Origin of the sequence: Moraxella sp. CTOTU46934, from assembly GCF_031979465.1 — a bacterium.
GTDB classification, from domain to species: domain Bacteria; phylum Pseudomonadota; class Gammaproteobacteria; order Pseudomonadales; family Moraxellaceae; genus Faucicola; species Faucicola tetraodonis.
The window spans coordinates 24,737-49,377 of sequence record NZ_DALZEG010000005.1 but is presented as its reverse complement, the minus strand read 5'-3'; the positions used below and the strand labels follow the sequence as shown (position 1 = coordinate 49,377).

15 protein-coding genes and 1 CRISPR repeat array (1 of these 16 cut by a window edge) are annotated in these 24,641 nt (G+C 42.6%); of the genes, 4 read left to right on the top strand and 11 right to left on the bottom strand.

From position 1 onward, the window contains the following. A CRISPR array of direct repeats spans positions 1-4,835; the repeat unit is 28 nt; unit sequence TTTCTAAACCATCTATGCGATGGCGAAC (it extends 414 nt beyond the left edge of the window). Positions 4,836-4,932: 97 nt separating this feature from the next. From cas1f to RTN07_RS05785, 5 genes are all read right to left on the bottom strand, one after another. Beyond that, a complete protein-coding gene (gene cas1f, locus RTN07_RS05805) occupies positions 4,933-5,901 on the bottom strand; it encodes a type I-F CRISPR-associated endonuclease Cas1f (protein WP_050324603.1) in 969 nt (322 codons plus the stop codon). A gap of 58 nt (positions 5,902-5,959) precedes the next feature. Then, the gene (locus RTN07_RS05800) at positions 5,960-6,583 is read right to left on the bottom strand and encodes a type I-F CRISPR-associated endoribonuclease Cas6/Csy4 (protein WP_007117098.1); all 624 of its coding nucleotides are present in this window, start codon (positions 6,581-6,583) and stop codon (positions 5,960-5,962) included. Between the two features lies 1 nt (position 6,584). Continuing rightward, a complete protein-coding gene (gene csy3 / locus RTN07_RS05795) occupies positions 6,585-7,646 on the bottom strand; it encodes a type I-F CRISPR-associated protein Csy3 (RefSeq protein ID WP_007117097.1) in 1,062 nt (353 codons plus the stop codon). 61 nt (positions 7,647-7,707) lie between these two features. Continuing rightward, the gene (csy2, locus tag RTN07_RS05790) at positions 7,708-8,679 is read right to left on the bottom strand and encodes a type I-F CRISPR-associated protein Csy2 (protein WP_159772051.1); all 972 of its coding nucleotides are present in this window, start codon (positions 8,677-8,679) and stop codon (positions 7,708-7,710) included. Continuing rightward, positions 8,676-9,914: a hypothetical protein gene (locus RTN07_RS05785; RefSeq protein ID WP_312176512.1), complete on the bottom strand. Its 1,239-nt coding sequence runs from the start codon at positions 9,912-9,914 to the stop codon at positions 8,676-8,678. The genes csy2 and RTN07_RS05785 overlap by 4 nt, the downstream gene beginning before the upstream one ends. 184 nt (positions 9,915-10,098) lie before the next feature. Here RTN07_RS05785 and cas3f point away from each other — a divergent pair, with 184 nt between their 5' ends. Both cas3f and RTN07_RS05775 read left to right on the top strand, forming a co-directional pair. Further along, entirely contained in the window at positions 10,099-13,362 is a 3,264-nt protein-coding gene (cas3f, locus tag RTN07_RS05780; RefSeq protein ID WP_312176509.1) for a type I-F CRISPR-associated helicase Cas3f, read from the top strand. 455 nt (positions 13,363-13,817) lie between these two features. Beyond that, positions 13,818-14,273: a replication initiation protein gene (locus RTN07_RS05775; protein ID WP_076775676.1), complete on the top strand. Its 456-nt coding sequence runs from the start codon at positions 13,818-13,820 to the stop codon at positions 14,271-14,273. 98 nt (positions 14,274-14,371) lie between these two features. Here the strand turns inward: RTN07_RS05775 and RTN07_RS05765 are convergent, their stop codons facing one another. Next, the gene (locus RTN07_RS05765) at positions 14,372-14,638 is read right to left on the bottom strand and encodes an ArsR/SmtB family transcription factor (RefSeq protein WP_312176506.1); all 267 of its coding nucleotides are present in this window, start codon (positions 14,636-14,638) and stop codon (positions 14,372-14,374) included. 67 nt (positions 14,639-14,705) lie between these two features. On the opposite strand from RTN07_RS05765, the gene RTN07_RS05760 reads away from it, so the two are divergent. Further along, positions 14,706-15,998 carry an arsenic transporter gene (locus RTN07_RS05760; RefSeq protein WP_312176504.1) on the top strand — a complete coding sequence of 431 codons (1,293 nt, stop codon included), beginning with the start codon at positions 14,706-14,708 and terminating at the stop codon, positions 15,996-15,998. Between the two features lie 25 nt (positions 15,999-16,023). Then, the gene (arsC, locus tag RTN07_RS05755; RefSeq protein WP_201665676.1) at positions 16,024-16,434 is read left to right on the top strand and encodes an arsenate reductase (glutaredoxin); all 411 of its coding nucleotides are present in this window, start codon (positions 16,024-16,026) and stop codon (positions 16,432-16,434) included. 351 nt (positions 16,435-16,785) lie between these two features. Here the strand turns inward: arsC and RTN07_RS05750 are convergent, their stop codons facing one another. The 5 genes from RTN07_RS05750 to RTN07_RS05730 all read right to left on the bottom strand — a co-directional run bounded on the left by RTN07_RS05750 (position 16,786) and on the right by RTN07_RS05730 (position 24,373). After that, positions 16,786-18,471 (bottom strand): AMP-binding protein, encoded by a 1,686-nt coding sequence (locus RTN07_RS05750; protein ID WP_076775682.1) that lies wholly within the window; start codon positions 18,469-18,471, stop codon positions 16,786-16,788. 148 nt (positions 18,472-18,619) lie between these two features. Continuing rightward, entirely contained in the window at positions 18,620-19,681 is a 1,062-nt protein-coding gene (locus tag RTN07_RS05745; RefSeq protein WP_312176499.1) for a CaiB/BaiF CoA transferase family protein, read from the bottom strand. Further along, entirely contained in the window at positions 19,674-21,842 is a 2,169-nt protein-coding gene (locus tag RTN07_RS05740; RefSeq protein ID WP_312176497.1) for a 3-hydroxyacyl-CoA dehydrogenase NAD-binding domain-containing protein, read from the bottom strand. Before RTN07_RS05740 ends, RTN07_RS05745 begins: the two co-directional genes overlap by 8 nt. A 48-nt stretch (positions 21,843-21,890) precedes the next feature. Continuing rightward, the gene (locus RTN07_RS05735) at positions 21,891-23,099 is read right to left on the bottom strand and encodes an acetyl-CoA C-acetyltransferase (RefSeq protein ID WP_007117086.1); all 1,209 of its coding nucleotides are present in this window, start codon (positions 23,097-23,099) and stop codon (positions 21,891-21,893) included. Positions 23,100-23,224: 125 nt separating this feature from the next. Next, complete coding sequence (locus RTN07_RS05730; RefSeq protein WP_312176494.1) at positions 23,225-24,373, bottom strand: acyl-CoA dehydrogenase family protein; 1,149 nt, start codon at positions 24,371-24,373, stop codon at positions 23,225-23,227. Between the last annotated feature and the right edge of the window lie 268 nt (positions 24,374-24,641).

Genomic DNA, 24,641 nt, shown 5'->3' with positions numbered 1-24,641 from the left:
GCCAGTATTTCTAAACCATCTATGCGATGGCGAACTAGTAAGCCAGGTTAAAAAGATGCTTGATGAATTTCTAAACCATCTATGCGATGGCGAACTCGGTAATACTGCGCGAATTTCATCCCAGTCATTTCTAAACCATCTATGCGATGGCGAACCTTGAGGTCAACGTTTTGCTGTTCGACGTGGCTTTCTAAACCATCTATGCGATGGCGAACTTGTTTGCTGACTTTGCCAATGTGCAGGAGTTTTTCTAAACCATCTATGCGATGGCGAACCTATTATGCTAGTTGGGTCAAACGGGGTATCTTTTCTAAACCATCTATGCGATGGCGAACGATTTTGGTTACTAAACCAGTTTTTTTGTCTTTTTCTAAACCATCTATGCGATGGCGAACAAAAACACCAAGACGACGCAGACAGGCGATAATTTCTAAACCATCTATGCGATGGCGAACATCTTTTTTACTATGCTGTAATCGTCATAACTTTTCTAAACCATCTATGCGATGGCGAACTCTGTTAACGGCGGTCTTTGTATTTGACTGTATTTCTAAACCAACTATGCGATGGCGAACTGAGTGATTGGATTGCTGAGTGCTGTGTGGTTTTTCTAAACCATCTATGCGATGGCGAACATTTACAATCATCTGGGTTGAATTTCGCCATTTTTCTAAACCATCTATGCGATGGCGAACGAAGCGGTATTTTGTAACGCGAGACGAGAAAATTTTCTAAACCATCTATGCGATGGCGAACTTGAATGTCGCTTGAGATTCATGGTCAACCATTTTCTAAACCATCTATGCGATGGCGAACTGCCAATACTTGACCGTTAACCACGTCATAGCTTTCTAAACCATCTATGCGATGGCGAACCCCTGCTTCTTCGGTTGGCTCAAGGGGGCATTTTTCTAAACCATCTATGCGATGGCGAACGTTCAAGGCTCTGTTAGCATTTATACGGTTAATTTCTAAACCATCTATGCGATGGCGAACCGCGGATTGTCGCCCCTTGCTGTCGTGGTTACTTTCTAAACCATCTATGCGATGGCGAACTTTATCAAATTGGATTGGCACTCATGCAAGTATTTCTAAACCATCTATGCGATGGCGAACAAAAACTGTAAGTGATTCGCACGATTTTGATATTTCTAAACCATCTATGCGATGGCGAACTTTTTTGCTTCATGTCGCTGGGCTTCAAACTTTTTCTAAACCATCTATGCGATGGCGAACCTTGATTGCCCATACGCTGCATGATGCTAAACTTTCTAAACCATCTATGCGATGGCGAACTTGGGCTTTATAACCACAAAAATTTAGATATGTTTCTAAACCATCTATGCGATGGCGAACAAGGTACTAGCGAGTGGCTGAACGCTCGCTTATTTCTAAACCATCTATGCGATGGCGAACGCTGCTATGGTTATTCGCCCCACTCATAGCTTTTTCTAAACCATCTATGCGATGGCGAACCGGCTAGCAATGCAGAGTTATTGCTAGTCAATTTTCTAAACCATCTATGCGATGGCGAACTTTTAAAATGCACCGCTTTAGTGGTCAGTAGTTTTCTAAACCATCTATGCGATGGCGAACTTAGTGGTGCATTTCAAGCCGTGAATGACGAATTTCTAAACCATCTATGCGATGGCGAACTTGGGCTTTTTTATTGTATGCTTGTGTATGTTTTTCTAAACCATCTATGCGATGGCGAACAGCAAAAAACTCACGCGATGACTGGCGTTGTTTTTCTAAACCATCTATGCGATGGCGAACGCCTAGCGGCTCAAGGCGTTTAGACTCCTTTTTTTCTAAACCATCTATGCGATGGCGAACCGCTACGCATGGCTGTGGCACTGGTACATCATTTTCTAAACCATCTATGCGATGGCGAACTAATGTTGGGCATCGCTGGTGCTGTTTTGATTTTCTAAACCATCTATGCGATGGCGAACAACACGCTGCAAGGCAAAGACTTGATGGCCAATTTCTAAACCATCTATGCGATGGCGAACCCTGAGTATTCAGACTTCATTGAAATCCTGCATTTCTAAACCATCTATGCGATGGCGAACCTGACCGGTGATTTTCGTATTGCCGAAGCGATTTTCTAAACCATCTATGCGATGGCGAACAAAAGGCGCAAACGCTCTTTATGATGGCGGCTTTTCTAAACCATCTATGCGATGGCGAACACGATTGAAAATAGTTGACCCTGATTTTGATTTTTCTAAACCATCTATGCGATGGCGAACAGGTTATCCATCTGAATGTTGGCAACTTTCTGTTTCTAAACCATCTATGCGATGGCGAACAAAGATTCTTGGGTGTAGCTGCCTTTTATCTTTTTCTAAACCATCTATGCGATGGCGAACGTCGCTACACCCAACGGCAACCGCCTGAAATCTTTCTAAACCATCTATGCGATGGCGAACTAAAGCAGTGTGTTTTTTTGCCGTCATTGTAATTTCTAAACCATCTATGCGATGGCGAACAATGGCAAAACATTACTCGTCTCAATTCCACATTTCTAAACCATCTATGCGATGGCGAACTGGGCTTTGGTGTCTCTCATCAGCTTCCTGCTTTTCTAAACCATCTATGCGATGGCGAACAAAACGGGCTGGGATTGATAAGAATGTCCAAATTTCTAAACCATCTATGCGATGGCGAACACAGTCAGTGATGCGCCGCCAGCGCCGACTATTTTCTAAACCATCTATGCGATGGCGAACAAACTGAGATTGCAGCATATCGCGATACCTTTTTTCTAAACCATCTATGCGATGGCGAACGTCGAGAGGGCGGAGAATACAATACCCTTCGGTTTCTAAACCATCTATGCGATGGCGAACACGAGATTGTGTGTGTCGTCCCTGTCGACGTGTTTCTAAACCATCTATGCGATGGCGAACGACGGGCTACTACGCACCCATCAAGACAGCATTTTCTAAACCATCTATGCGATGGCGAACAATATTAAAATCGCCAGCCGTGATGACCAGTTTTTCTAAACCATCTATGCGATGGCGAACCAAACCTTGGTCGCCAAGCGTTACCAAGGCAATTTCTAAACCATCTATGCGATGGCGAACCGGTGTCTGGGTCTTCCAAGTCCCACGTGCGTTTTCTAAACCATCTATGCGATGGCGAACCGGTTACCCATCGAGCTAACCAGTCGTTTTATTTTCTAAACCATCTATGCGATGGCGAACATAATATCACGGGCATTGTGAGAGTAGGGTGCTTTCTAAACCATCTATGCGATGGCGAACACCGAAAGACCAACCAGCCGCTTGAACAGTTGTTTCTAAACCATCTATGCGATGGCGAACTCGGACACGGTTTATTTAAAGGATTTTGAAAATTTCTAAACCATCTATGCGATGGCGAACACTGGGGGAACTAGACAAAGCGGACAGCCGTATTTCTAAACCATCTATGCGATGGCGAACTTATCCCTGCTATCTATCAAAGTAGCCAAAATTTTCTAAACCATCTATGCGATGGCGAACAAATTAGCAAGCAAGATTTTGCAGTCAATGAATTTCTAAACCATCTATGCGATGGCGAACATCTAAAATCATAGACAATTCATCATGGTATTTTTCTAAACCATCTATGCGATGGCGAACAAAGTCCACCCAGAAGGACTAGCATTAGCGTTTTTCTAAACCATCTATGCGATGGCGAACTTAAAAATCAGCAAGCCCACGTTAGACAGATGTTTCTAAACCATCTATGCGATGGCGAACAGTTGTGAACCGTGTTGTATTTAATCCCAAAATTTCTAAACCATCTATGCGATGGCGAACACGAAAAAACCCCCATTTGTAACACGGAACACTTTCTAAACCATCTATGCGATGGCGAACACTTGCTTACTTTAACCAATCGTCACAATTACTTTCTAAACCATCTATGCGATGGCGAACGAAGTCTGAATTTGCTACTACTACCCCAAAAGTTTCTAAACCATCTATGCGATGGCGAACTAGATAACCATCTACAGCTTGAGTTTGAATTATTTCTAAACCATCTATGCGATGGCGAACAAAGTTGGTATATCATTCTTTGTACCAATATTTTTCTAAACCATCTATGCGATGGCGAACCCAGTTTATAAAGAATTGGTTGAAACATTGAATTTCTAAACCATCTATGCGATGGCGAACACTTAGCATGACCATTTTAACGGGATTTTTATTTTCTAAACCATCTATGCGATGGCGAACCAGGAATGGATTGATATTCTTGATGGTAAAAATTTCTAAACCATCTATGCGATGGCGAACTTGTCAATAAACGGGAAACAGCCTGCAATGATTTTCTAAACCATCTATGCGATGGCGAACTTGGCAGGGCATCGAGTACCGCCCCAGCTGATTTTCTAAACCATCTATGCGATGGCGAACTGACCGCTATTTTGGATACTATATCCACCAATTTTCTAAACCATCTATGCGATGGCGAACGCGATATTTCGCAAAAACGCCTTTCGCGTGCTTTTCTAAACCATCTATGCGATGGCGAACTGATTGTGCGGGATGAAGCCAAACAGCTTAAATTTCTAAACCATCTATGCGATGGCGAACAAATTGGTCGCCATCATAAAACGATTCATCACTTTCTAAACCATCTATGCGATGGCGAACTGATTACTTTATTTATTTACAATAAAATTACATTTCTAAACCATCTATGCGATGGCGAACAAGGCAAAGCCTTGTTCGTTGTTGGTGAATAATTTCTAAACCATCTATGCGATGGCGAACAATCACGGTCTAGCTTGTTCGGTAGGGGGTTGTTTCTAAACCATCTATGCGATGGCGAACTGGAGAATTTTCTGACAAAATCCCCAGATATCAATTATATACGTTTTAATTCAGTCAAGACACTTCGTTTTAAAGTGCTTTTTATAAGCAGCTGATTTTATTTAATTTTTTGGCAAGTGTCTACAACGAAGCCAAACATATAATCCAACACATCTTGGTCTTGGCAAATCTCGATAAGTTGCATCCGAAACTCTTTTTGATTATGCCCCAGTTTTGCCGAAATAAATGCTTGTGGCATCACCATCGCATCTTTGACCAAATCTGCTACATCAAACACCAAACCACCACGGCGGGTTTTACCATGTAGCATCGGTAGAGCAAAGCTAATACCTAACCCATGTAATGCAACTGCCGCATAGCCATAAGCGATATAATTCCCGTGGTCAAGGTAGCTATTGGCGATATCGGCGATATCATCATTGGCATTTTTGCCTTCCTCGCGGGTAAATTTAAAGCCACAGCCTTCCGCCAAGCTTTTATATAATACCTTTGCCCAGCGACCTTCGGCAGTCAATAACTGCTCTTGGTTCATTGCCGATTCTATCGCTTGTGAAAAATTAACTACCGCCGATTCATCTAGGCGAATACCATATGATGTCAGTAGTGGATTTTTTTGCCAGTATTTTTTGACAATTTCAATACGTTCTTGTAATAGCACCTTTGCCATCAACAGCCGTGTCGTATCATCAAGCCATGCTTTCATCCAAATTTGCATATATTCGGTAGGACGATACTCACTTTGTGGGGCTAGAAAGGTCAAATCTAATGCACTAAATAATGGTGAACCGCCTGAACCACAAAAACCGACCATTACATTTGATTCTGCCAAACGTCTAGCGGCGGCATCGGTAATCGAACTACCTTTACCCAGTAATAAAAAAGCGGTATTTTTTTCGGGAATATTATAAAAATGTTCAATCGGTTGCATACTTTCGGTCAGATACACGATACGGTCATCTTTTAAAATGACTCGAACTCGCTCAAGATAAAACACACACGCCCGCTTGGACAACATCAGCGGACGGCTACGTTGCTTACGTAAATGACTATTATGAGTTTGGCTCATGTTTTTCTCTTTGATAAATGAAAAAGCAGTAAGCATAAAAGCCTACTGCTTTTTTAAATTAGAATATCGGCAAAGCAAACGGCTGACTGGCACGAGCCAAACCATAGCCATCTGGCACGCCGTCACCTGCATTTTCCATCGGTACAATATCGATGGTTAAGGTAAAAACTTGTCCTGTGCTTTTACTGGCAACTTTAAGATACGGCAAGTCTTTGGCAGTGGCTAGACGACGTTCTCGTAATGGCACATTATTGTCAGACAGTTGAGTACGTTCCATTTTTGCCGTAGGAATGCGAAAACGACGATAACTTTGCCAGCCTGTGATTTTGGCTGTTGGTACAGGCGTTGGCGTACCGACCACACTATAATCCCGCACTTTCCAATGTTGGCTAATACTATCTACCAATCGCTGTAATGCCTCGCTACTATCCGAAAATACCCGAAAAATATCAAAATCAAAACGGGGCGACTTGCCATATTTTTTTTCAAAATCCGCTTGCTTTGCTTTAAGCTTTGGGGAAGCGACCAATGCTATGGCATATGGTGATTTATCCACCAATGCCAACGCTCGAAACGTGCCATGCAATACCGCATAAATCTGATTGCGAATGGTCGGTAGTGATAAATCGACCGTATCTGCCGATTCAATCACACGTACATCCACATAAAACTCAAATGACATCTTAATCTCCCTCAGAATATACGCCACCACGAATCAGACAGGCAATCAAAAACATCCCTTTTTCGCTGTTGGGGTCTAAGTCATCAATCTCTTTTAAAATATCAAACGCTGACATTTTTTCTTTACCCACACGATAAAAAAATTGATGCTCAAGATTTGCCCCATTTGGCTCTACCGCAATCGGTTTATGGTTGTATTCTTCGGCATTGGGATACCACGTATCAATGGTACGAATCGCATTACCGATTTTTTGGTCACGTAATGCCGCTTGCCCCAAAAATTGGTTGTTGTCTGCCCCACGTTGCGGGCGAACAGGGTTAAGTTGATACAGCGAACGAGAAAAGCCTTTGGGTTTATCTTCTAGATAATTTTGTGAAGGGAATACTTCCACACCACCCATGCCAAAATCAACTACCGCTTCGATATGTAGCCCTGCATTGGTTGCGTCGCCTTTTGCCCCTGTTAATAAAATCTCGGCTAATGCCTGCTCATCCGCACTAGGATTGTCAAAACTGTTTAAATTGTAGTCTAACGCCTTAAAGGTATAAGATTTTTCCGAATTTTGACTGGGTGTTACCGTAATTACAATGCTTTCTGCCACCAAGCGATTACGCCATAACCAGCGACCGTTCACAACATTACGCACATAACGACCGACCACCGTTTTTAGCCCATCGCTGTCTTTGGCACGAGCCACAAAACCTTGAAATGCCTTGCGAAATGCTTGTTCATCGCTTTTATCTGCCCCTGCTTTAGTCGCACTGGCAAACAAAATATCCGCCAAGTCAATCAAACGAAAATCCCACGTCACCAATAATTTGGCATTGGGTAATAATTTGGCAGATTCGGTTTGTTGAATATTACTGACTTCACGAGCAACTGATTCGCCCGATGCTGACCCTTTGCTTTTATTGCCTGCCACATTTTGTGTACCACGAATGCCATGATACATGACTTTTAATGATTCAGTTTTGCCATCTATCAGATGAAAAAATGCCCCGTCGCTGATAACAGTACCACGTTGTAGGGCTAGGCTTGCGGGTAATTTTTTGAAAGTTGCCATAATAGAACTCCTGTTTGTTTTTTAACATTGGTTAGGTAAAAGTTTAGTTTCAAAAGTAAGGTTAAATAGATTGTCGCAATAAAAACACATCGCCACCGTCATGGGTTTGCCATTGGTACTGCCAAAATAACTCTTGTGGGTTGTCAGATAATTGACGTAACGGCTCGGTAATCAGGTTTGGGGGCTGTTGCGGTTTTTGCTCTTCTTCATATAAATCCAAGTTATCAGAATTTTGAGCGTTAGCAACATTCAGCAGTTGCCGAATTGACACATATTGCACTAAGCCAATCAAGGGTTCGGCATAGGCGTGAGGTGTAGGTATTACAGCTTGTTCAAGGGTATACGCTTGTCGTACACCTGTTCTATCGGTTTTTGGGTCTTCAAGCAACGCATAACCTAGATTAGTCGCTGACAAAAAACTTAAGCCATGATGTTCACCAAAAGCATGATTTAAGCCGTCTTTGGTGAGTGCCAATAGCCGTGTAAAGGCTTGCAAACGATTGAGATTTTGCGATTGTTGGTACGCTAATAACACATCCTGACGGTCTAGCACCACAAAGCCTGTCTTAATATTTTTGGAAAAAATTTTTGATAAATCTTTTTCTTCAAAAATTTCAACTTTACCAATTTCAATAATTTGACCGCCTGCAAATCGTTGATTGTTTAATAATTCAATTAACACGTCTGAATCAATAACACAATCAAATCGTATCACCAAACTAAGATGCAAATGACAGCTTGCCGTTGGTTGTAACGATAAGGCATTGGGATTTTTTGATGAATAATCGTTTTTATTGATAAACGCAGAGCCACGGCGTTGGGCAGGGGTAAAGCGTCCATAGGCAAAGCCACCCAAATCTTGCCTGTCATGGTGAATATAAATCACGCCTGTGTCCTTCACGCCCAATTTGCGAGCCAACGCATGAGCGAACATAGTGGATGCCATCAAAGGTACGCCACCGAGCAAAATCCCGCTGGTCTGCAGATTTGCCCCTTGCACTTGAATATGCGGAATGACCGCTAAAAAACTCATGATGCCAACTCCTGTAAGTCATACAGCAAGCCACGAATTCGGCGAGCCAAGAATGGTATGATGCTATCTTCGAGTACAAAGGCGACAGGGTTGCTTTGTCCTTCGACTTCGTAGGATTGACGGACGATACTTTTTGCCAAATGCTCGGCAAACACAGTCATCCAACCTTCATCTCGTAGCTGTGTGTCAATCAGTCCTTGAATGGCTAAATCGACGCTTGGGTGTTGTAATGGTGTTAAAGCAACCATTTCTTTACTAACCATTTCACCTGTATTTTCGTCATACGTTTCATCGCTTATTTTAGTGATATTGGGCAATCTATCAGCCACTTGTTCAAGGCTGTTTTTAGCTTCTCGCCCTTGAGCCAATACGATGCGTAAGATATGGGTCAAAAATTGTTGCTCGGCTTCACGGCTATCCATATTGGTACTAGTGGCTTCAATGCCTTTGTTTTTCCAGTCTTGGTTATTTAAATCTTGTTCTGTAGTAGCAATACCTTGATTCACCAAATCTGCCCAAGCAAGTAATGCGGGCTGAACAAGTTTGTCTTTCGGCAATTTATTGGGGATATAGTAGTCTAAGCCTTTGTAATACAGGCTAAAGGCTTGACGTATCGTATCATCGGCAGTTGGGGCAGTTAGATAAATTGGGCGTTGCATGGCTCGTACTAGGCTACCCACATTTTGCGGATTTGCCCCACCAATACCAAATACAGCGGTGGTAATACTGTGTAAATCATTGTCGGTTTTACGAGCTTCTTTGATATCATCAACTTCATCATTTAACCAATGATTCACCCCTGCTGAGCTAATGGGACTAATTGAAAGGTAATCGTCACCTTTTGGCAATAATAACTGACGCATCCGAATGTTAATATGCTCAAGTCCCGCTTGATAAGGCGTGTCAAACAAGCTGACAATATCAGGCTGAATCGTATTTACCACAGTTTTAAAATCATCATCTTGCTCTGATAAATCTTCATCTAACATCGCTGATTTGATGGCTTTAAAAATCGTAGCGGTCTTACCTGCATTGGCTTGGTAATCGGTGGGAATGGTGATATCGTCAGCAAGTAATGTTCTCGCACTGATATAGGGCAAATCCAAGGCTTGTGATTTTGCCAAGCGAATACCGCCTTTTTCGATATTGGAATTGATGGTTTTATTACTAAAATGCACCGATTCAGCAAGAGTTTGCCGATACTGGTCGATGGGAATTGTGGAAGCATCTGACATTCATTTCTCCTTTTTTATTTAATTCTATCTAGTTTTAGCATAGTATTGCCCAAATAAAAAGCAGGCAAAAGTAGATAAAAGACACACGATGTCGTATTGTTAATATTCATTATAGAATTTAGTTTTATATTAAGTGAAAATGATAAGCTTATAAAAACAGAAAAATTAATTTGGAAAAAATGAAATGCACGTCATTTTTATCTCTGCTTGCGAAAAAAAAGCCCTGAAAAAAACCCGAGCCGTACTCGACAGCTACGCCATCCGCACAGGACAAAGCACATGGCAAGCCCCCATGACCATGGAAGGTCTAACCGAAGTCCGCAAAGCCCTAAAACAAAAAGGCATCACTCGCCAAACCGCTGTCGCCGCTTACATCAATTACGGTATGCGACGCATGAAGCTGGCGTGGGTCGTGGGAGCAAAGCATCGGTTTAATAGCGAAGGGGCATACCCTGTCGCTTCAACTGGCAAGCCTTATACCAAGCGACAAATCGACGACTGGGTCAGAGCAGCAAGTCTATTGGCAGGAGCGGCAGGCGATATGCATGATATCGGCAAAGCATCGCAACATTTTCAAAACAAACTGTCGCCTAATCAAGCCAATAAAATCATCGCTGATGATATCCGCCATGAATGGCTATCCGTCAAGCTATTGCAACAACTACGGCATAATAACTTTGATTGGCAAGACGCTTGGCAACAAGTTGCCAAAGATAAAAACCGTAATACTTTTACGCTAGGCGACTTAACTAAGGTTAAAAAAGGGGTTTCAACTACTATTGAAGCAGTTGATTATCTAATAATAACGCATCATGGTTTATTAGGTGTTGCTGAAGGAATGAAAAATATCTTTAAAGCTACGCCAAACCATTCTAAACACGTTCGTCAAGAATTACCCCGTACCGAACAACTCACTTGTGCAGGCGAGTTACCACAAAGTATTTTTGACAGCTATCAAAAACGCATGGCACGACTTGCCAAATTATTGCCCACCAATGCCAGTCTAACTTATTATAAAGCCCTCTGTTTACACGCTCGTAACGCCTTGATTCACGCTGACCATACCATTTCTGCGGTCAATTATCTGGACATGGTGCAACCTGCCACTCCAACTCCCACGCAACTGTTTGCCAATACCTGCTTTATCGATGGCAAAAAACAACATAACCAACCGCTAGAATGGCATTTACGTAGCGTGGGCGAGCGAGCCAGTGTTATCGCCTGCAAAATGATGACGGACTTAAATCTGTCTGGACTGTGCGAGCAAACAGTCGAATATATCAAAACACCCACCCAAAACGCTTATTTTAAGTGGCAAAATGTTGCTGGCAATGCCTTACAAAAATTCGCCGATAAACACCCCGATGTACCTACGCTTGTTTTTAATATCGCAGGTACAGGGAGCGGTAAGACTCGAATGAATCTACGCACCGCTTGTACCTTGCGACCCAATGACCCACGTATTTGTATTGCGTTAAATTTGCGTTCTTTGACTTTACAGACAGGTGACGCTCTCAAAAAATCCATGAATCTATCCGATGATGAATTAGCCGTCGTCATCGGCGACAATATTACCCAAGAACTATTTGAAAAAGCCAAAAATAACCAAGGAATTGACGAAGATGAAAATCCCCCAGAGCCGATATTTGATGCCAAAGGAGAAGATTATGATATCCCTGCGTGGCTTAACCCATTGTTTGAGAAAACCACCAAAAAGGGCGTTATAAGTGACAATGATGGCAAAACGTTATTGGCATCGCCTTTGCTCGTTTCAACCATTGATTATCTGATAGCAGCGGGCGAGCCACACAAACAAGGGCATCATGTCAAAGCCTTGCTACGGCTTATGAGTAGTGATTTGATACTCGATGAAATTGACGGCTACGACCCGCAAGCCTTGATGGCGGTATTGCGACTGGTGCAACTTTCCGCCATGTACGGTCGCCACGTGATTTGCTCATCGGCAACTTTGTCCAAAACCTTGGCGATTAGCGTGCATCGTGCCTTTGAATCAGGCATTGCCATGCGACAAGCCTTGCTAAACAATGACAAACAAGCATTTAATATTGCCATTGTCGATAATGAAATTGATAGCAAAAACCCGCCCAAAATTTGGCAACAAACGCTAACGCAAGATAACGACACCCAAGCTGACGATAAAAACTTTAAAGATATTTACCAAACACACCTCAATGAATTACAGCTTGCTTTAGCCAAAAAGACGAGTTTTCGCCTAGCCGAACTCAAACCCATGCCAAAGGCAACGATTAGCGATTGGCAACAAGCGGTACTTGAATCTGCCCAAATCTTGCATGATAGACACGCTTGGCAATGGCAAAATGGGGAAAAATGCCTATCCTTTGGCTTGATTCGGGTAGCAAATATTCACCATGCTATTAGCCTTGCTCATTATTTTGCCAATCATTGGCAACACGCCCATATCGCTTGCTATCATGCCAATGATTGGCGAATCAATCGTTTTTATAAAGAACAACGCTTAGACACTTTACTAAGTCGTCATAAAGATGGCAAAAAACGTAAAACAGGCAATGAAACCATCGAGCAAGATAGCGAAATTATCGAACTTATGAACCACAGCCAACAAAACGATGTACCCTTTATCGTGATTGCCACGCCTGTCGAAGAAGTGGGGCGTGACCATGACTTTGACTGGGCAGTTATTGACGCATCAAGCGTTCAGTCTATTGTACAGACCGCAGGGCGAGTTAATCGTCACCGCCGAGAAACGATTCATGAGCCAAATATTATCATCCCCCAATTTAACTATCGGCATTGCAAATACATGCAACAAAAGAAATCTAAAGAAAAAAAAATCATTGCCTTTAAATACCCAGGTTATGAAGGTTATAACAATGCCAATGTTTACCCAACCCATGATTTGGCAAAGTTGTTACCCTGGCAAAATAATCAACTCATAATAGATGCTAGACTGCGTTTTGATAAAGATAACTGTCTATTTGCCCAATTTGATGATAGCGAGATACAAGGGTTTTGTGAGCGATATTTTTATGATGAAGGCGATGAGCTTTTTTCAAATGCCCAAGTGGATAGCTGTCTAATGACCGAGCAACTGTATCAAAAATTCACCCCGTTACGAGATAGACAGTATCAAGCCTTGTATCGAATAAGTCCCAACTCTATCAAGGAAGGCGAGTTGGCCATAGAAAAATATGTGAATGCGTTTAATCCAGTATTTAAAAAGCAACAACAAGAATGGCAAGATTATAGCGGTGATTTTACCAAACCTATTTTACAACCCGCTAAGCCACAAGCGTGGCTGTATTTGTCGCCTAGTCAAATGGTGGAACAATGCGAATTTTATGATATTGATATTGAACAAGGCTGTCAAATTTCACTAAGTCTATATAATGATAAAAATGAGATACAGTGGCTATATGATGAAGGGTTTGGTGTAGTTAAAAAATAAGTAATTGTGCTTGATATCGAATGTCTCATGTAAATTTGTTTTTATGATAGAAATTAAACTTTATCAAAATAATCTTATCACTCTAAATTTCATTAAACATTAGTATTAGTATTATCTATATTATTAAATTATAGAGGCTCTGTATTCCGCAATGGTAGCGGCTTTGCACGCAGATATGTGTACAGACTGGTGAATATAAATGTACAGATAGGTGAATCAAGATGTTCAGATAGGTGAATATAAATGTACAGATGGGTGAAGCTAGCAGTTTAACGCACATTAAAAGCGATTCGAAATAAATAATGAAAAATAACTTCTAAATCATTGAAACGAATGAATTTTGATTAACTTTTGTAACTGACATAGATTAACATAGATTACGATTTTACCCATCATCATGCTCACTTCTATAATCAAGCTCACAATAATTTGAGCCAATTGATAGCAAGTAGCCCATGACTATGCAAAGTTTTTACAATCAAGGTGCTGATAAAGTAATGATTATCAAACCCAATACGCTGATTGAAGCGGGTTTCGACTTGACCGAAGCCGAGCATGACTTGATAACACTGGCGGTTAATAAACTACATCGTTTGCAGTCTGGCGGCAGACGAGTATTGATTAGTGCCAAAGAATTTGCCAACGCCAATCGTGTCAATGAAATCTATGCCTATCGAGCCTTAAAAGATACCGCCAAAATACTTGGCGACAGAAAACTCAAATTTACCCTATACCTTGATAAAACCATTCAAGCGACCAATGAAGCGGACAAACTCACTGTTATCAAGCCTAACCACAACAACTTTACCACGTTGCGTTCTGAATATAACTGGCTACAAGGGGTCTCGTATCAAGATGATCAAGGCTTTATTATTTTGGATTTTTCCGACTGTAACTCTCCCCTAAAATAAAACAGCTCAGACATAGCCTTAATTGGCTAAGACCACATTCAGCTTTGAAGGGAAAAACACCGATAGAAAGGTATTTTGAATTAAGCGAGGAAACGCCGTTAATTTAATTCCAATGCACCAATTACCGCTTTGCCCCAATTTGGTAACTCTTTACTAATCGAATACCAAATCCAAGTGCCTTTACGCTCACTTTTTAAAATACCGATTTGCTTTAATTGGTTTAAATGCCGTGAGATAGTTGGCTGTGGTTGGTCTAACTCGCTGATGATGTCACACACGCATAACGCTTGCTTCTGATTAAGTAGTTGCACAATTTTTAATCTGGTGGGGTCGCTTAACGCCTTGAGAAAGTCTGTTTTATTCATATATTTACATATCCAAATATATAGATTATAGTATAGCTCAATTTTAACAGGTTTCTATAGGCAGTCAATGATTACCGCATTACTCATTTTTCTAGTGACTTTGATATTTGTAATATGGCAACCTAAAGGCTTGGGTATCGGTTGGACTGCCAGTATCGGGGCTGGGATAGCTTTGCTATTAGGGGTAATAACGGTTGCCGATATTCCTGTAGTGTGGAATATTGTTTGGAACGCTACCTTTGCCTTTATTGCTATTATCATTATTAGTCTGTTACTTGATGAAGCAGGCTTTTTCCGCTATATCGCCTTGCACGTTGCAAGATTAGCAAAAGGTAGCGGTAATCGGCTGTTTGCGTTTATTGTGCTACTTGGGGCGGTGGTATCGGCATTGTTTGCCAATGATGGTGTGGCTTTGATATTAACACCCATTGTGATTGCGATTTTAACCACGTTACGCTTTTCCCCTGCGACTACCCTTGCTTTTATTATGACAGCAGGGTTTATCGCTGATACCGCCAGTATTCCGCTCGTGGTGTCTAATTTGGTAAATATTGTGTCGGCTGACTTTTTTAAAATCCCTTTTACCGATTATGCCAAAGTGATGATACCAGTAAACGTGGTAGCGGTTGTCACCTCATTATTGGTATTGTATGGGTTTTATCATAAAGACATTCCTACGGTTTATGCGTTGGATTTAATCGAAAGCTCACAATCAGCTATCGTGGATAAAAATACCTTTATCATGGGTTGGGTGGTGTTGGCGTTACTTTTGTTGGGTTTTTTTGTGCTTGAGCCTATAGGTGTACCCATTAGTTTCATTGCAGGGGTGGGCGCTTTGGTGTTGCTTGTGGTAGCGAAAATGGGTAAAAAAATAACGGTGCTACCGATTGTCAAAAATGCCCCGTGGCAAGTGGTGATATTTTCATTGGGCATGTATTTGGTGGTGTATGGTTTAAAAAATGCAGGGCTGACCGATTATTTAGCTCATGAGTTAAGCCAACTCGCTAATCATGGCATGATGACAGCTACAGTAGGAACAGGGTTATTATCGGCAGGGCTTTCATCTGTAATGAATAATATGCCAACGGTGCTAATTCAAGCTTTAGCGATCGATGAGGCGATTATCCATGACCCCATGATAAAGCAAGCCATGATTTATGCCAATGTAATAGGCTGTGATTTAGGCACGAAAATTACCCCGATTGGCTCACTCGCTACCTTATTATGGTTGCACGTTTTAGCCAGTAAAAATATTACGGTGAGTTGGGGTTATTATATTAAAGTCGGTATTATTTTAACCTTGCCTGTATTGGTGGCTACATTGGTTGCATTGGCAATTTGGTTGCCAATAATTCAATAATTTTAAAACTTCAAAAGGAACAAGTATGCAAAATATCACAATTTACCACAACCCTAACTGTGGCACATCACGCAACACGCTTGCTCTTATCAAACATCAAGGCATTGAGCCCTCTGTTATTTATTATTTGGATAACCCACCTGATGAAACAACCCTGCGTGATTTAATTACCAAAATGGGTATTACCCCAAGACAATTACTGCGTGTAAATGTGCCGCCTTACGCTGAACGTAAACTAGATAACCTTAGTTTGACTGATGATGACCTTATTCAAGCTATGTTAGCTGACCCACTTCTAATCAATCGTCCAATCGTTGTGAGTGATAAAGGCGTTAAGCTGTGCCGTCCTTCCGAAGTTGTACTAGATTTGATTGATACGCCCTTAACCAAAACCTTTATCAAAGAAGATGGGGAAAAGATTGAGCCGACAATTTAGTCAAAACATCTGTTTTTATTGAACTTGTAAGCCGTTACTGAGACTCCCCATTAACGGCTTTCTCATTTCAGCAATAAACTATCGTATTGATTTAAACCATAACTTGTATATTAGGACTTACGCAAAAATTTATGCTTTTGCGTAAGTCCTATATCTAATGGATTTTGCTAACATGCAATTTAGGGTAATTTAACTTAAAGGTTTTCGTCTGTTCGAGTCAGATTATGCCTACCATATTCCAAAAGCCCCAGTCGATTGATTGGGGCTTTTTTATTGCAGTGATATCAAGGGTTTACGTGGTTTTTCGAGGGTGGAAAGGTAAACATCCGACCATTCCCTGGGCTGACACCATTATTTACTATTTTTCTCAAGTAACCGCAGTTCAGTTTTTTGAATTTTGCCAACCGCGGTTTTGGGTAATTGCTCAATAAACGTATATTGACGTGGTCGTTTATACCCGGTTAATTGCTCATGACTAAAGGCTTTAAGCTCATCTATCGTCAAACTGTCATCTGATTTGACAATATAGGCTTTAACCGATTGCCCTTGAAGCGCATCTTCAACGCCAATCACGGCACATTCTTGGACTTTCGGGTGATTTAACAGCACCGCTTCAATTTCGGTTGGATAGACATTAAAGCCACTGACAATCAGCATATCTTTTTTGCGATCCATTAATTTGATATGCCCGTTTTGCATCATCATCCCAATGTCGCCTGTCTTTAAATGGCCTTCAGGTAAGAAATAATCGGTGTTGTCAATGTTATGATAACCTATAGTCACATTATCACCTTTGATACAGATTTCACCTACTTCGCCTAACGCCACTTCATTGCCCACATCATCACAGATTTTGATATCGATACTCGGTAAAGGTAGGCCAATATCGCCAGTGTACTCATGATTGGTGAGGGGGTTACACGTGCCTGCACCGATAGTTTCGGACATGCCCCATCCTTCTATTAAGGGGCAGCCTGTAAGCTCAAGCCAAGCCTTGGCCGTGGCGGGGGTGGCTGCCATACCGCCCGCGATTGATAATTTTAGTTGACGGGTATCGACACTTTTAAAATCGGGGTGGTTAACTAATGCCTGAAACAAGGTATTAACCCCAGGAAGAATGTGAAACGGCTTAGCAGATAATATTTTGATAAAACTGGCAATGTCTTTAGGGTTGGTCACCAAGGTCATGCGCATGCCAGATTTCATGCCTAACATGGAAAAGATAAACGCAAAGATATGATATAGCGGCAACGCTAGGATACTATGGAATACTTGTTCGACATTTTTTTGTTGGTTGAGTACCGGCAAAAACCACTGATAGTATTGTTCAACTGCTGTCAAAATATTTCGATGGGTCAGCAAGATGCCTTTGGGTCTGCCAGTGGTGCCGCCGGTGTATTGGATAAAGGCAACATCATCAAGTGATTTGGATGGCTGTTGGTAAGGCATGGATTTAGCGATTTTCATCACTTGACCCAATCGTAATGGCTGATACTTTTGGTCAATTTGGTAAGGCTCTACCATTTTCTTGACATATTTTACAGCGATATCGACTATTTTACCCTTTAATCCTAACAAGTCCCCTAAACGGATAATCACGACTTTTTTCACTGGGGTTTTATCAATGATTTTTTGTAAAGTGTGAGCAAAATTTTCTAAAATAAAAATAACTTCGGTATTGGCATCAATCAACTGAAACTCTAATTCACGAGCTGTATGTAGCGGATTAATCGGCGTCAAAACATACCCTGAGCGAATCGCACCTATCATGACCGGTAAATACGCTTGTACGTTAGGCAGCATGATAGCGACACTGGCATTTGGGCCCAAGGATTGGGATTGTAGCCAGCGGCTGACAAGGCGTGCGACGTTATCCACTTCTTTGTAGCTGATCGCTCGCTCCATATTGCTAGTGAATTCTCGTGAGGCAAAGGCCGTTAAACGATCATCAAAAAATTCTATTAACGATTGATCTGTTAAAGCGGGAATGTGTGCGGCGGTGGCAGGGTCATAAAATTTTGTCCAAAAATTTTCCATGTTGTTATCCTTTTTCTGTCCTTAGAAAATAGGCTAATAGGCCCTTGAAAGGTTTTTTTCATGGGCCTATTAGGGTGCGCGTATTGCCGCGCTTTTTGATTGCTATCAATTACTGTGCCTTGAGTTGATAGTGACGCCAATGAATAGCCTAGTTGCAATCATTATCACACCAAGGCTTAACATTACCATACTCATCTTGATTAGCAAATAGTTCATGACAGGCGGCTTCTGCCAAGGTTAAAATAGGCGTCACGCACACATCAAATTGGGTAAAGTAGTGCTGCCAGTGGCTAAGTGGCTGCGAGGCAAATTTTTGGGCAATAGCCTTGGCAGCGGCTTGGCTCTGCGGATGAGTAGGCAGTACGCCCATTTGCCAATGGCTAGCCGCATGTTCATTAACATCTAACGCTTGACACAAGCCTTGCCAAAACTTTAGCTCAAGCGAGCCGACTGCCATATAACGACCGTCTTGTGTCTGATATAGCCGGTAACATGGCAGCACGCCGCCTAAAAAATCCTGCTCAGGCGTCGGTGTTACCTGGGTGAATGCTTTGACAAATTTCCCCGTCGCTTTTGGCATCACCAAATGGTTGTATAAACTATGGGTCATGCTGATGATGATATGGCGACCTTTGCCAGTTAGCTTGGCATTGACAACGGCCGCTAATAAAGCGATGACCGCTGTGTCACTCCCGCCAGCCAAGTCGGCAAATTGCACATTGGGCATGGCTTGTTCACCCGATGCGGTTTTGAGTTGGTCAAGTACGCCACTCATTGCCATAAAGTTGATATCGTGTCCGGCTTTATCCGCCCAGTTGGGCGTCGTACCATAGCCAGTGATGGAAACAATCACCAGCTTTGGGTTGTCCGCAAGCAGTGCCTGTGGCGAAAGTCCCATGCCCTCTAATACGTTGGGGCGGAAACTATCAATCATCACATCAGCAGTGGCAATGTCGCTTTTAAGCTTAGCAATGTCATCGGGGTTTTTAAAGTCCATTTTGTGACAAGCTTTACCATGATTTAAAGCATCAAATAAATTGCCTAACGCCCGGGCAGGGTCACCTGACTTGGGTTCATACTTGATCACATCTGCCCCCAAATCAGCGAGCAGTCTTGTGGCAAATGGACCCGGCAAGTTGCGTGATAAGTCAATAACTTTTAGCCCTGTTAAGCAGTCAGCTATACCCAGTGCAGCTATGGCGTCATTCATTAACAAACTCCTTATGCGCCTTTGCCATAGCTACTAAAACTTGGGCAGGGGCAAAGCGCTCACCATAACGCTCGGCAAGTTGTTGACTGCGTGCGACAAAATTATCAACGCCATAGGCATTAATAAACTGCAAGGTACCCCCATGATGCGGGGCAAATCCCCAGCCAAAGATAGAGCCGATATTGGCATCTGCGATTGAATTAATCACGTTTTCTTCATAACAACGGGCGGTTTCATTGGCTTGGATAAACATAAAACGGTCAATAAGCTCTTGCTGAGTAGGCTGCTTGTCTGCGACAGGGAATAAGTTTGATAGCCCGGGCCACAGTTGTTTTTCACCTCCCTCTGGGTAGTCATAAAACCCTTTGCCGAATTTTTTACCCAAACGCCCGTGGGTTTTGCCCATCAGCTCGACCACGCTATCGGCGGGGTGATGCGGCATTTCTTTGCCTTCTTTTTGTAAGTCTTTTTTGGTTTGCTCATTAATATGCAGCATCAGACCTAAAGACACCTCGTCTTGCAGTGCCAACGGTCCGACAGGCATACCTGATTTGATACCAGCTACCTCAATCAATCGGGGATGGACGCCCTCAGAGAGCATAGCAGAGCCTTCGGTGATATAGGTGGCAAACACACGAGACGTATAAAAACCACGGCTATCATTGACCACAATCGGCGTTTTGCCAATTTGTAATACATAGTCAAAGGCTTTGGCTAACGTAGTTTCATCGGTTTGCTCGCCCATAATGATTTCCACAAGCGGCATTTTATCGACAGGTGAGAAAAAGTGTAAGCCGATAAATTGCTTAGGACGGCCACTCGCTTTGGCTAAACCGGTAATTGGCAAGGTTGAGGTATTTGACGCAAAAATCGCATCGCTAGCGGTGACTGCTTCTGTTTGCTGGGTACACTTGGCTTTAATATCACGGTCTTCAAACACCGCTTCAATCACCAAGTCACAATCCGCTAAATCTGCATAATCCGTGGTGGTTTGAATTTTATCCAGTAAGGATTGTTTTTTGCTATCATTGCTTCTGCCTTTGGCAATCGCTTTATCCAGCAAGTTTTCTGAATACGTTTTGCCTTTATCCGCATTTTCAATCGTGGTATCGAGCAATACCACGTCAATGCCTGCCTTAGCAGAGACATAGGCAATACCTGCACCCATCATCCCTGCGCCCAACACACCGACTTTTTTGGTTTGGTATGGCGGGATAGATTTTGGACGAGATTGGCCCTTGTTGATGCTGTTGAGTTGGTGCCAAAGCGTGCCAATCATATTTTTTGACACTTGTGACATGGCACAGGCGACAAAATAGCGGGATTCAAGCGCCAGCGCTGTATCGATATCCACTAAGCTACCTTCAAACACACATGATAAAATGTGGGTAATGGCAGGGTAGTTGCCATGCGATTTTTGATTTGCCATCGCAGGGGCAATGCTCAGCATTTGGGCATTTTGCGGGGTTAAGGCGTTACCTTGAGGGATTTTAAAGCCTTTGGCATCCCAAGGCTGCTGAGCGGTTGGATGCTCATGAATCCACTGTTTGGCTTGTTCAATCAGTGATGTTTTATCAGTAACTACCGCATCGATAATGCCAAGCTGATGAGCGGCTTGGGTGGTAAGCTTAGTGCCTTGGGTCATCAACTCTAACGCTTTTTGCATACCGACAAGACGCATTAAACGCTGCGTACCACCGCCCCCAGGTAATAAGCCCAATTTGACTTCAGGCAGGCCATATTTGGCATTCGGTTGGTCAACGGCAATGCGATAATGACAGCCCAACGCTACTTCAAGCCCGCCACCTAAGGCAGTGCCGGTTAATGCAGCGACGACAGGTTTACCGCAGGTTTCAAGGCTGCGTAACACCTTTTTGAAATGTTCCACAAAATCAAAAGCTTGCTTGGGGGATTGGATATTGGCAAATTGGTCGATATCGGCACCGACGATAAAGCTATCTTTATCGCTGGTGATGATAAGCCCTTTGCTGTCTTTGTCTTGAATAAAACTTTGAGCGATTTTTTCTAAATCATCACTAAAATGCTCATCAAGCACATTCATTTTGCGAGATTGTTGAATGGTCAAAATGACAATATTATCGTCGTCAGTGGCAGAAAAATTGGCCAATTGATTCGCCGCTTGGCTGGTAAGACTGGTCATAGAAACATCCTTTTTTCTTCAGTTTTTTAATTCAATTAAATAGGCGACTTAAACACGTTCAATAATCGTGGCAATACCCATACCGCCACCGACACATAAGGTCGCAAGTCCAGTGGTCAAATCACGGCGCTCCAATTCATCTAACAAAGTGTTAATCAAAATTGCTCCTGTTGCCCCTAATGGATGTCCCATAGCAATCGCACCACCGTTGACATTCACGATATCCATATTAAGCCCTAAATCTTTTGCCGTTTTCATTGGCACCGCTGCAAACGCTTCGTTAATTTCCCATAGGTCAATATCAGACACCTGCATATTCGCCCGGGCTAAGGCTTTTCTTGCGGCCAGTGTCGGACCTGTTAGCATAATCGTCGGTTCTGACCCCACCACTGCCGCCATCGTGACTTTGGCACGGGGTTTTAAATTCGCCGCTTGTCCCGCTGATTGACTACCAAGCAGACATAACGCGGCCCCGTCAACGATACCTGATGAGTTACCGGCATGGTGCACATGGTTAATTTTTTCAATCGTGGCATATTTATCTAAGACCACTTTATCAAAGCCCATTTTTCCTGGCATGGCAAACGAGGGCTTTAATTCTGCCAAGCGTTCAACGCTGGTATCAGCGCGAATGGTTTCGTCATGGTCTAAAATCATCAGACCATTGATATCTTTAACAGGAATAATTGATTTAGCAAAATACCCTTGCTCAGAAGCCTGCTGGGCTCTGCGATGAGACTCGGTGGCATATGCATCAACATCACTGCGACTAAAGCCTTCTAACGTCGCAATCGTATCAGCGCCGATGCCTTGTGGGGCAAAGCCGGTGGCGGTATTGACGCGTGGGTCCATGTACCAAGCACCGCCGTCTAACCCCATTTTGACACGGCTCATAGACTCCACGCCACCTGCCACCACCATATCTTCCATGCCCGACATGATTTTGCTTGCGGCTAAATTAATCGACTCTAACCCTGATGCACAAAACCGTGATAGGGTAACGCCTGCCACCGATTCTGCCCAACCGGCATCAATTACCGCAATTCGGGCGATATCCGAGCCTTGCTCACCAACAGGGGTGACACAACCTAGTACCACATCATCCACCAACTGTGTGTCCAACTGATTGCGCGACTGTAAATTTGTCAGCAGTTCTCTGATTAACCAAATTGGAGCGACTTGGTGCAAGCTGCCATCGGATTTGCCTTTGCCACGCGGCGTGCGGATAGCATCATAAATATAAGCGGTATTACTCATTTGATTTTCCTTAATCATGATTAAAATTTGTCAATTGCTAATGGCTAATCCTAATAGCTGATACTAATAGCTGATACTAATATCTAGGCTAGCTAAAAAGTGGCTTAGCCATAAAAAACGATGAGTTACATAAAACGAGACGCCAACTCTTTCATGATTTCATTGGTACCGCCATAGATTTTTTGCACTCGGGCATCAGCATATAATCGGGCAATCGGATACTCCAGCATATAACCATAGCCACCAAATAGCTGTAAACATTCATCCGTGACTTTGGCTTGTTTATCCGTGGTAAAGGCTTTTAATAGAGCGGCATGTTGTACGGTCAGTTTTTTGTTAAGATGGGCCTCGAGTGCCGCATCACACATCGCCCTGACGGCAAGGTAGTCCGCATTACATTCGGCAAGTTTAAATCGGGTATTTTGAAATGACCACACAGGCTTGTTAAAGGCGTGGCGTTCTTTGGTATATTCGATGGTAAGCTCAATCGATTTCTTAATCGCCCCCGCCGCCGCCAAAGCAATGATTAAGCGTTCTTGTGGCAACTCTTGCATCAACTGAATAAAACCCATGCCCTCCACACTGCCCAATAAGTTTTTCTGTGGGACACGCACATTATTGAAGAACAACTCTGAGGTATCTTGTGACGATAAACCGATTTTCTCTAAGTTGCGACCCCGCTCAAAGCCTGCTAAACCATCGGTTTCTAACACCAAGAGAGATACCCCTTGAGCGCCTTTTTCGCGGTCGGTTTTACAAGCGACGATAATTAGGTTGGCTAACTGGCCATTGGTGATAAAAGTTTTAGAACCATTTAAAATGTAGTCATCACCGTCTTTAACGGCATAGGTTTTGATAGCTTGCAAATCTGACCCCGTCCCTGGCTCGGTCATCGCAATCGCACCAACCAATTCGCCCGTTGCCATTTTTGGTAACCAACGCTGTTTTTGCTGTTCACTGCCATGATGCAAGATATAAGGTGCCACAATACCTGAATGCAAAAAGCCACCAAATCCGCTCAAGGCCGCATCGGCTTGGGCATAAATCAATGCCGCTTCATGACGAAAGTCGCCACCGGCACCGCCATACTCTTCAGGCATCGATGCACATAAAAAGCCCATCGAGCCTGCTTCAAGCCATGCTTCTTTATCCATCATGCCGTTTTTTCGCCACTCGATGTCTTTATCGATCCAAGTTTGAAAAAACTTCTTGGCAGTCTCTTCTAGCATGGCGACTTCTTCGTTCATCCAGCTTGATTCAAAATGGTTGATCATCCTTGATTCCTCGTTCGTTATTGAGAGATTAATTAAACCGTTATAATAGTAATATTAATTACTACCTTAAAAAATTGCTCGGCTATTTATAGTTATTTATCCTTAAATTATATTATAAAGGTAATTTATATTACCAATGTAATACTAAATAAAAACCCTAAGATTATGATTAAATAGCCAAATGATGCCGCCATCATAACAAAGATAAAAAATGAGAACAATATTGTCTGCAGATATGGTAACCTATATTACTATTTTTTAAATATCT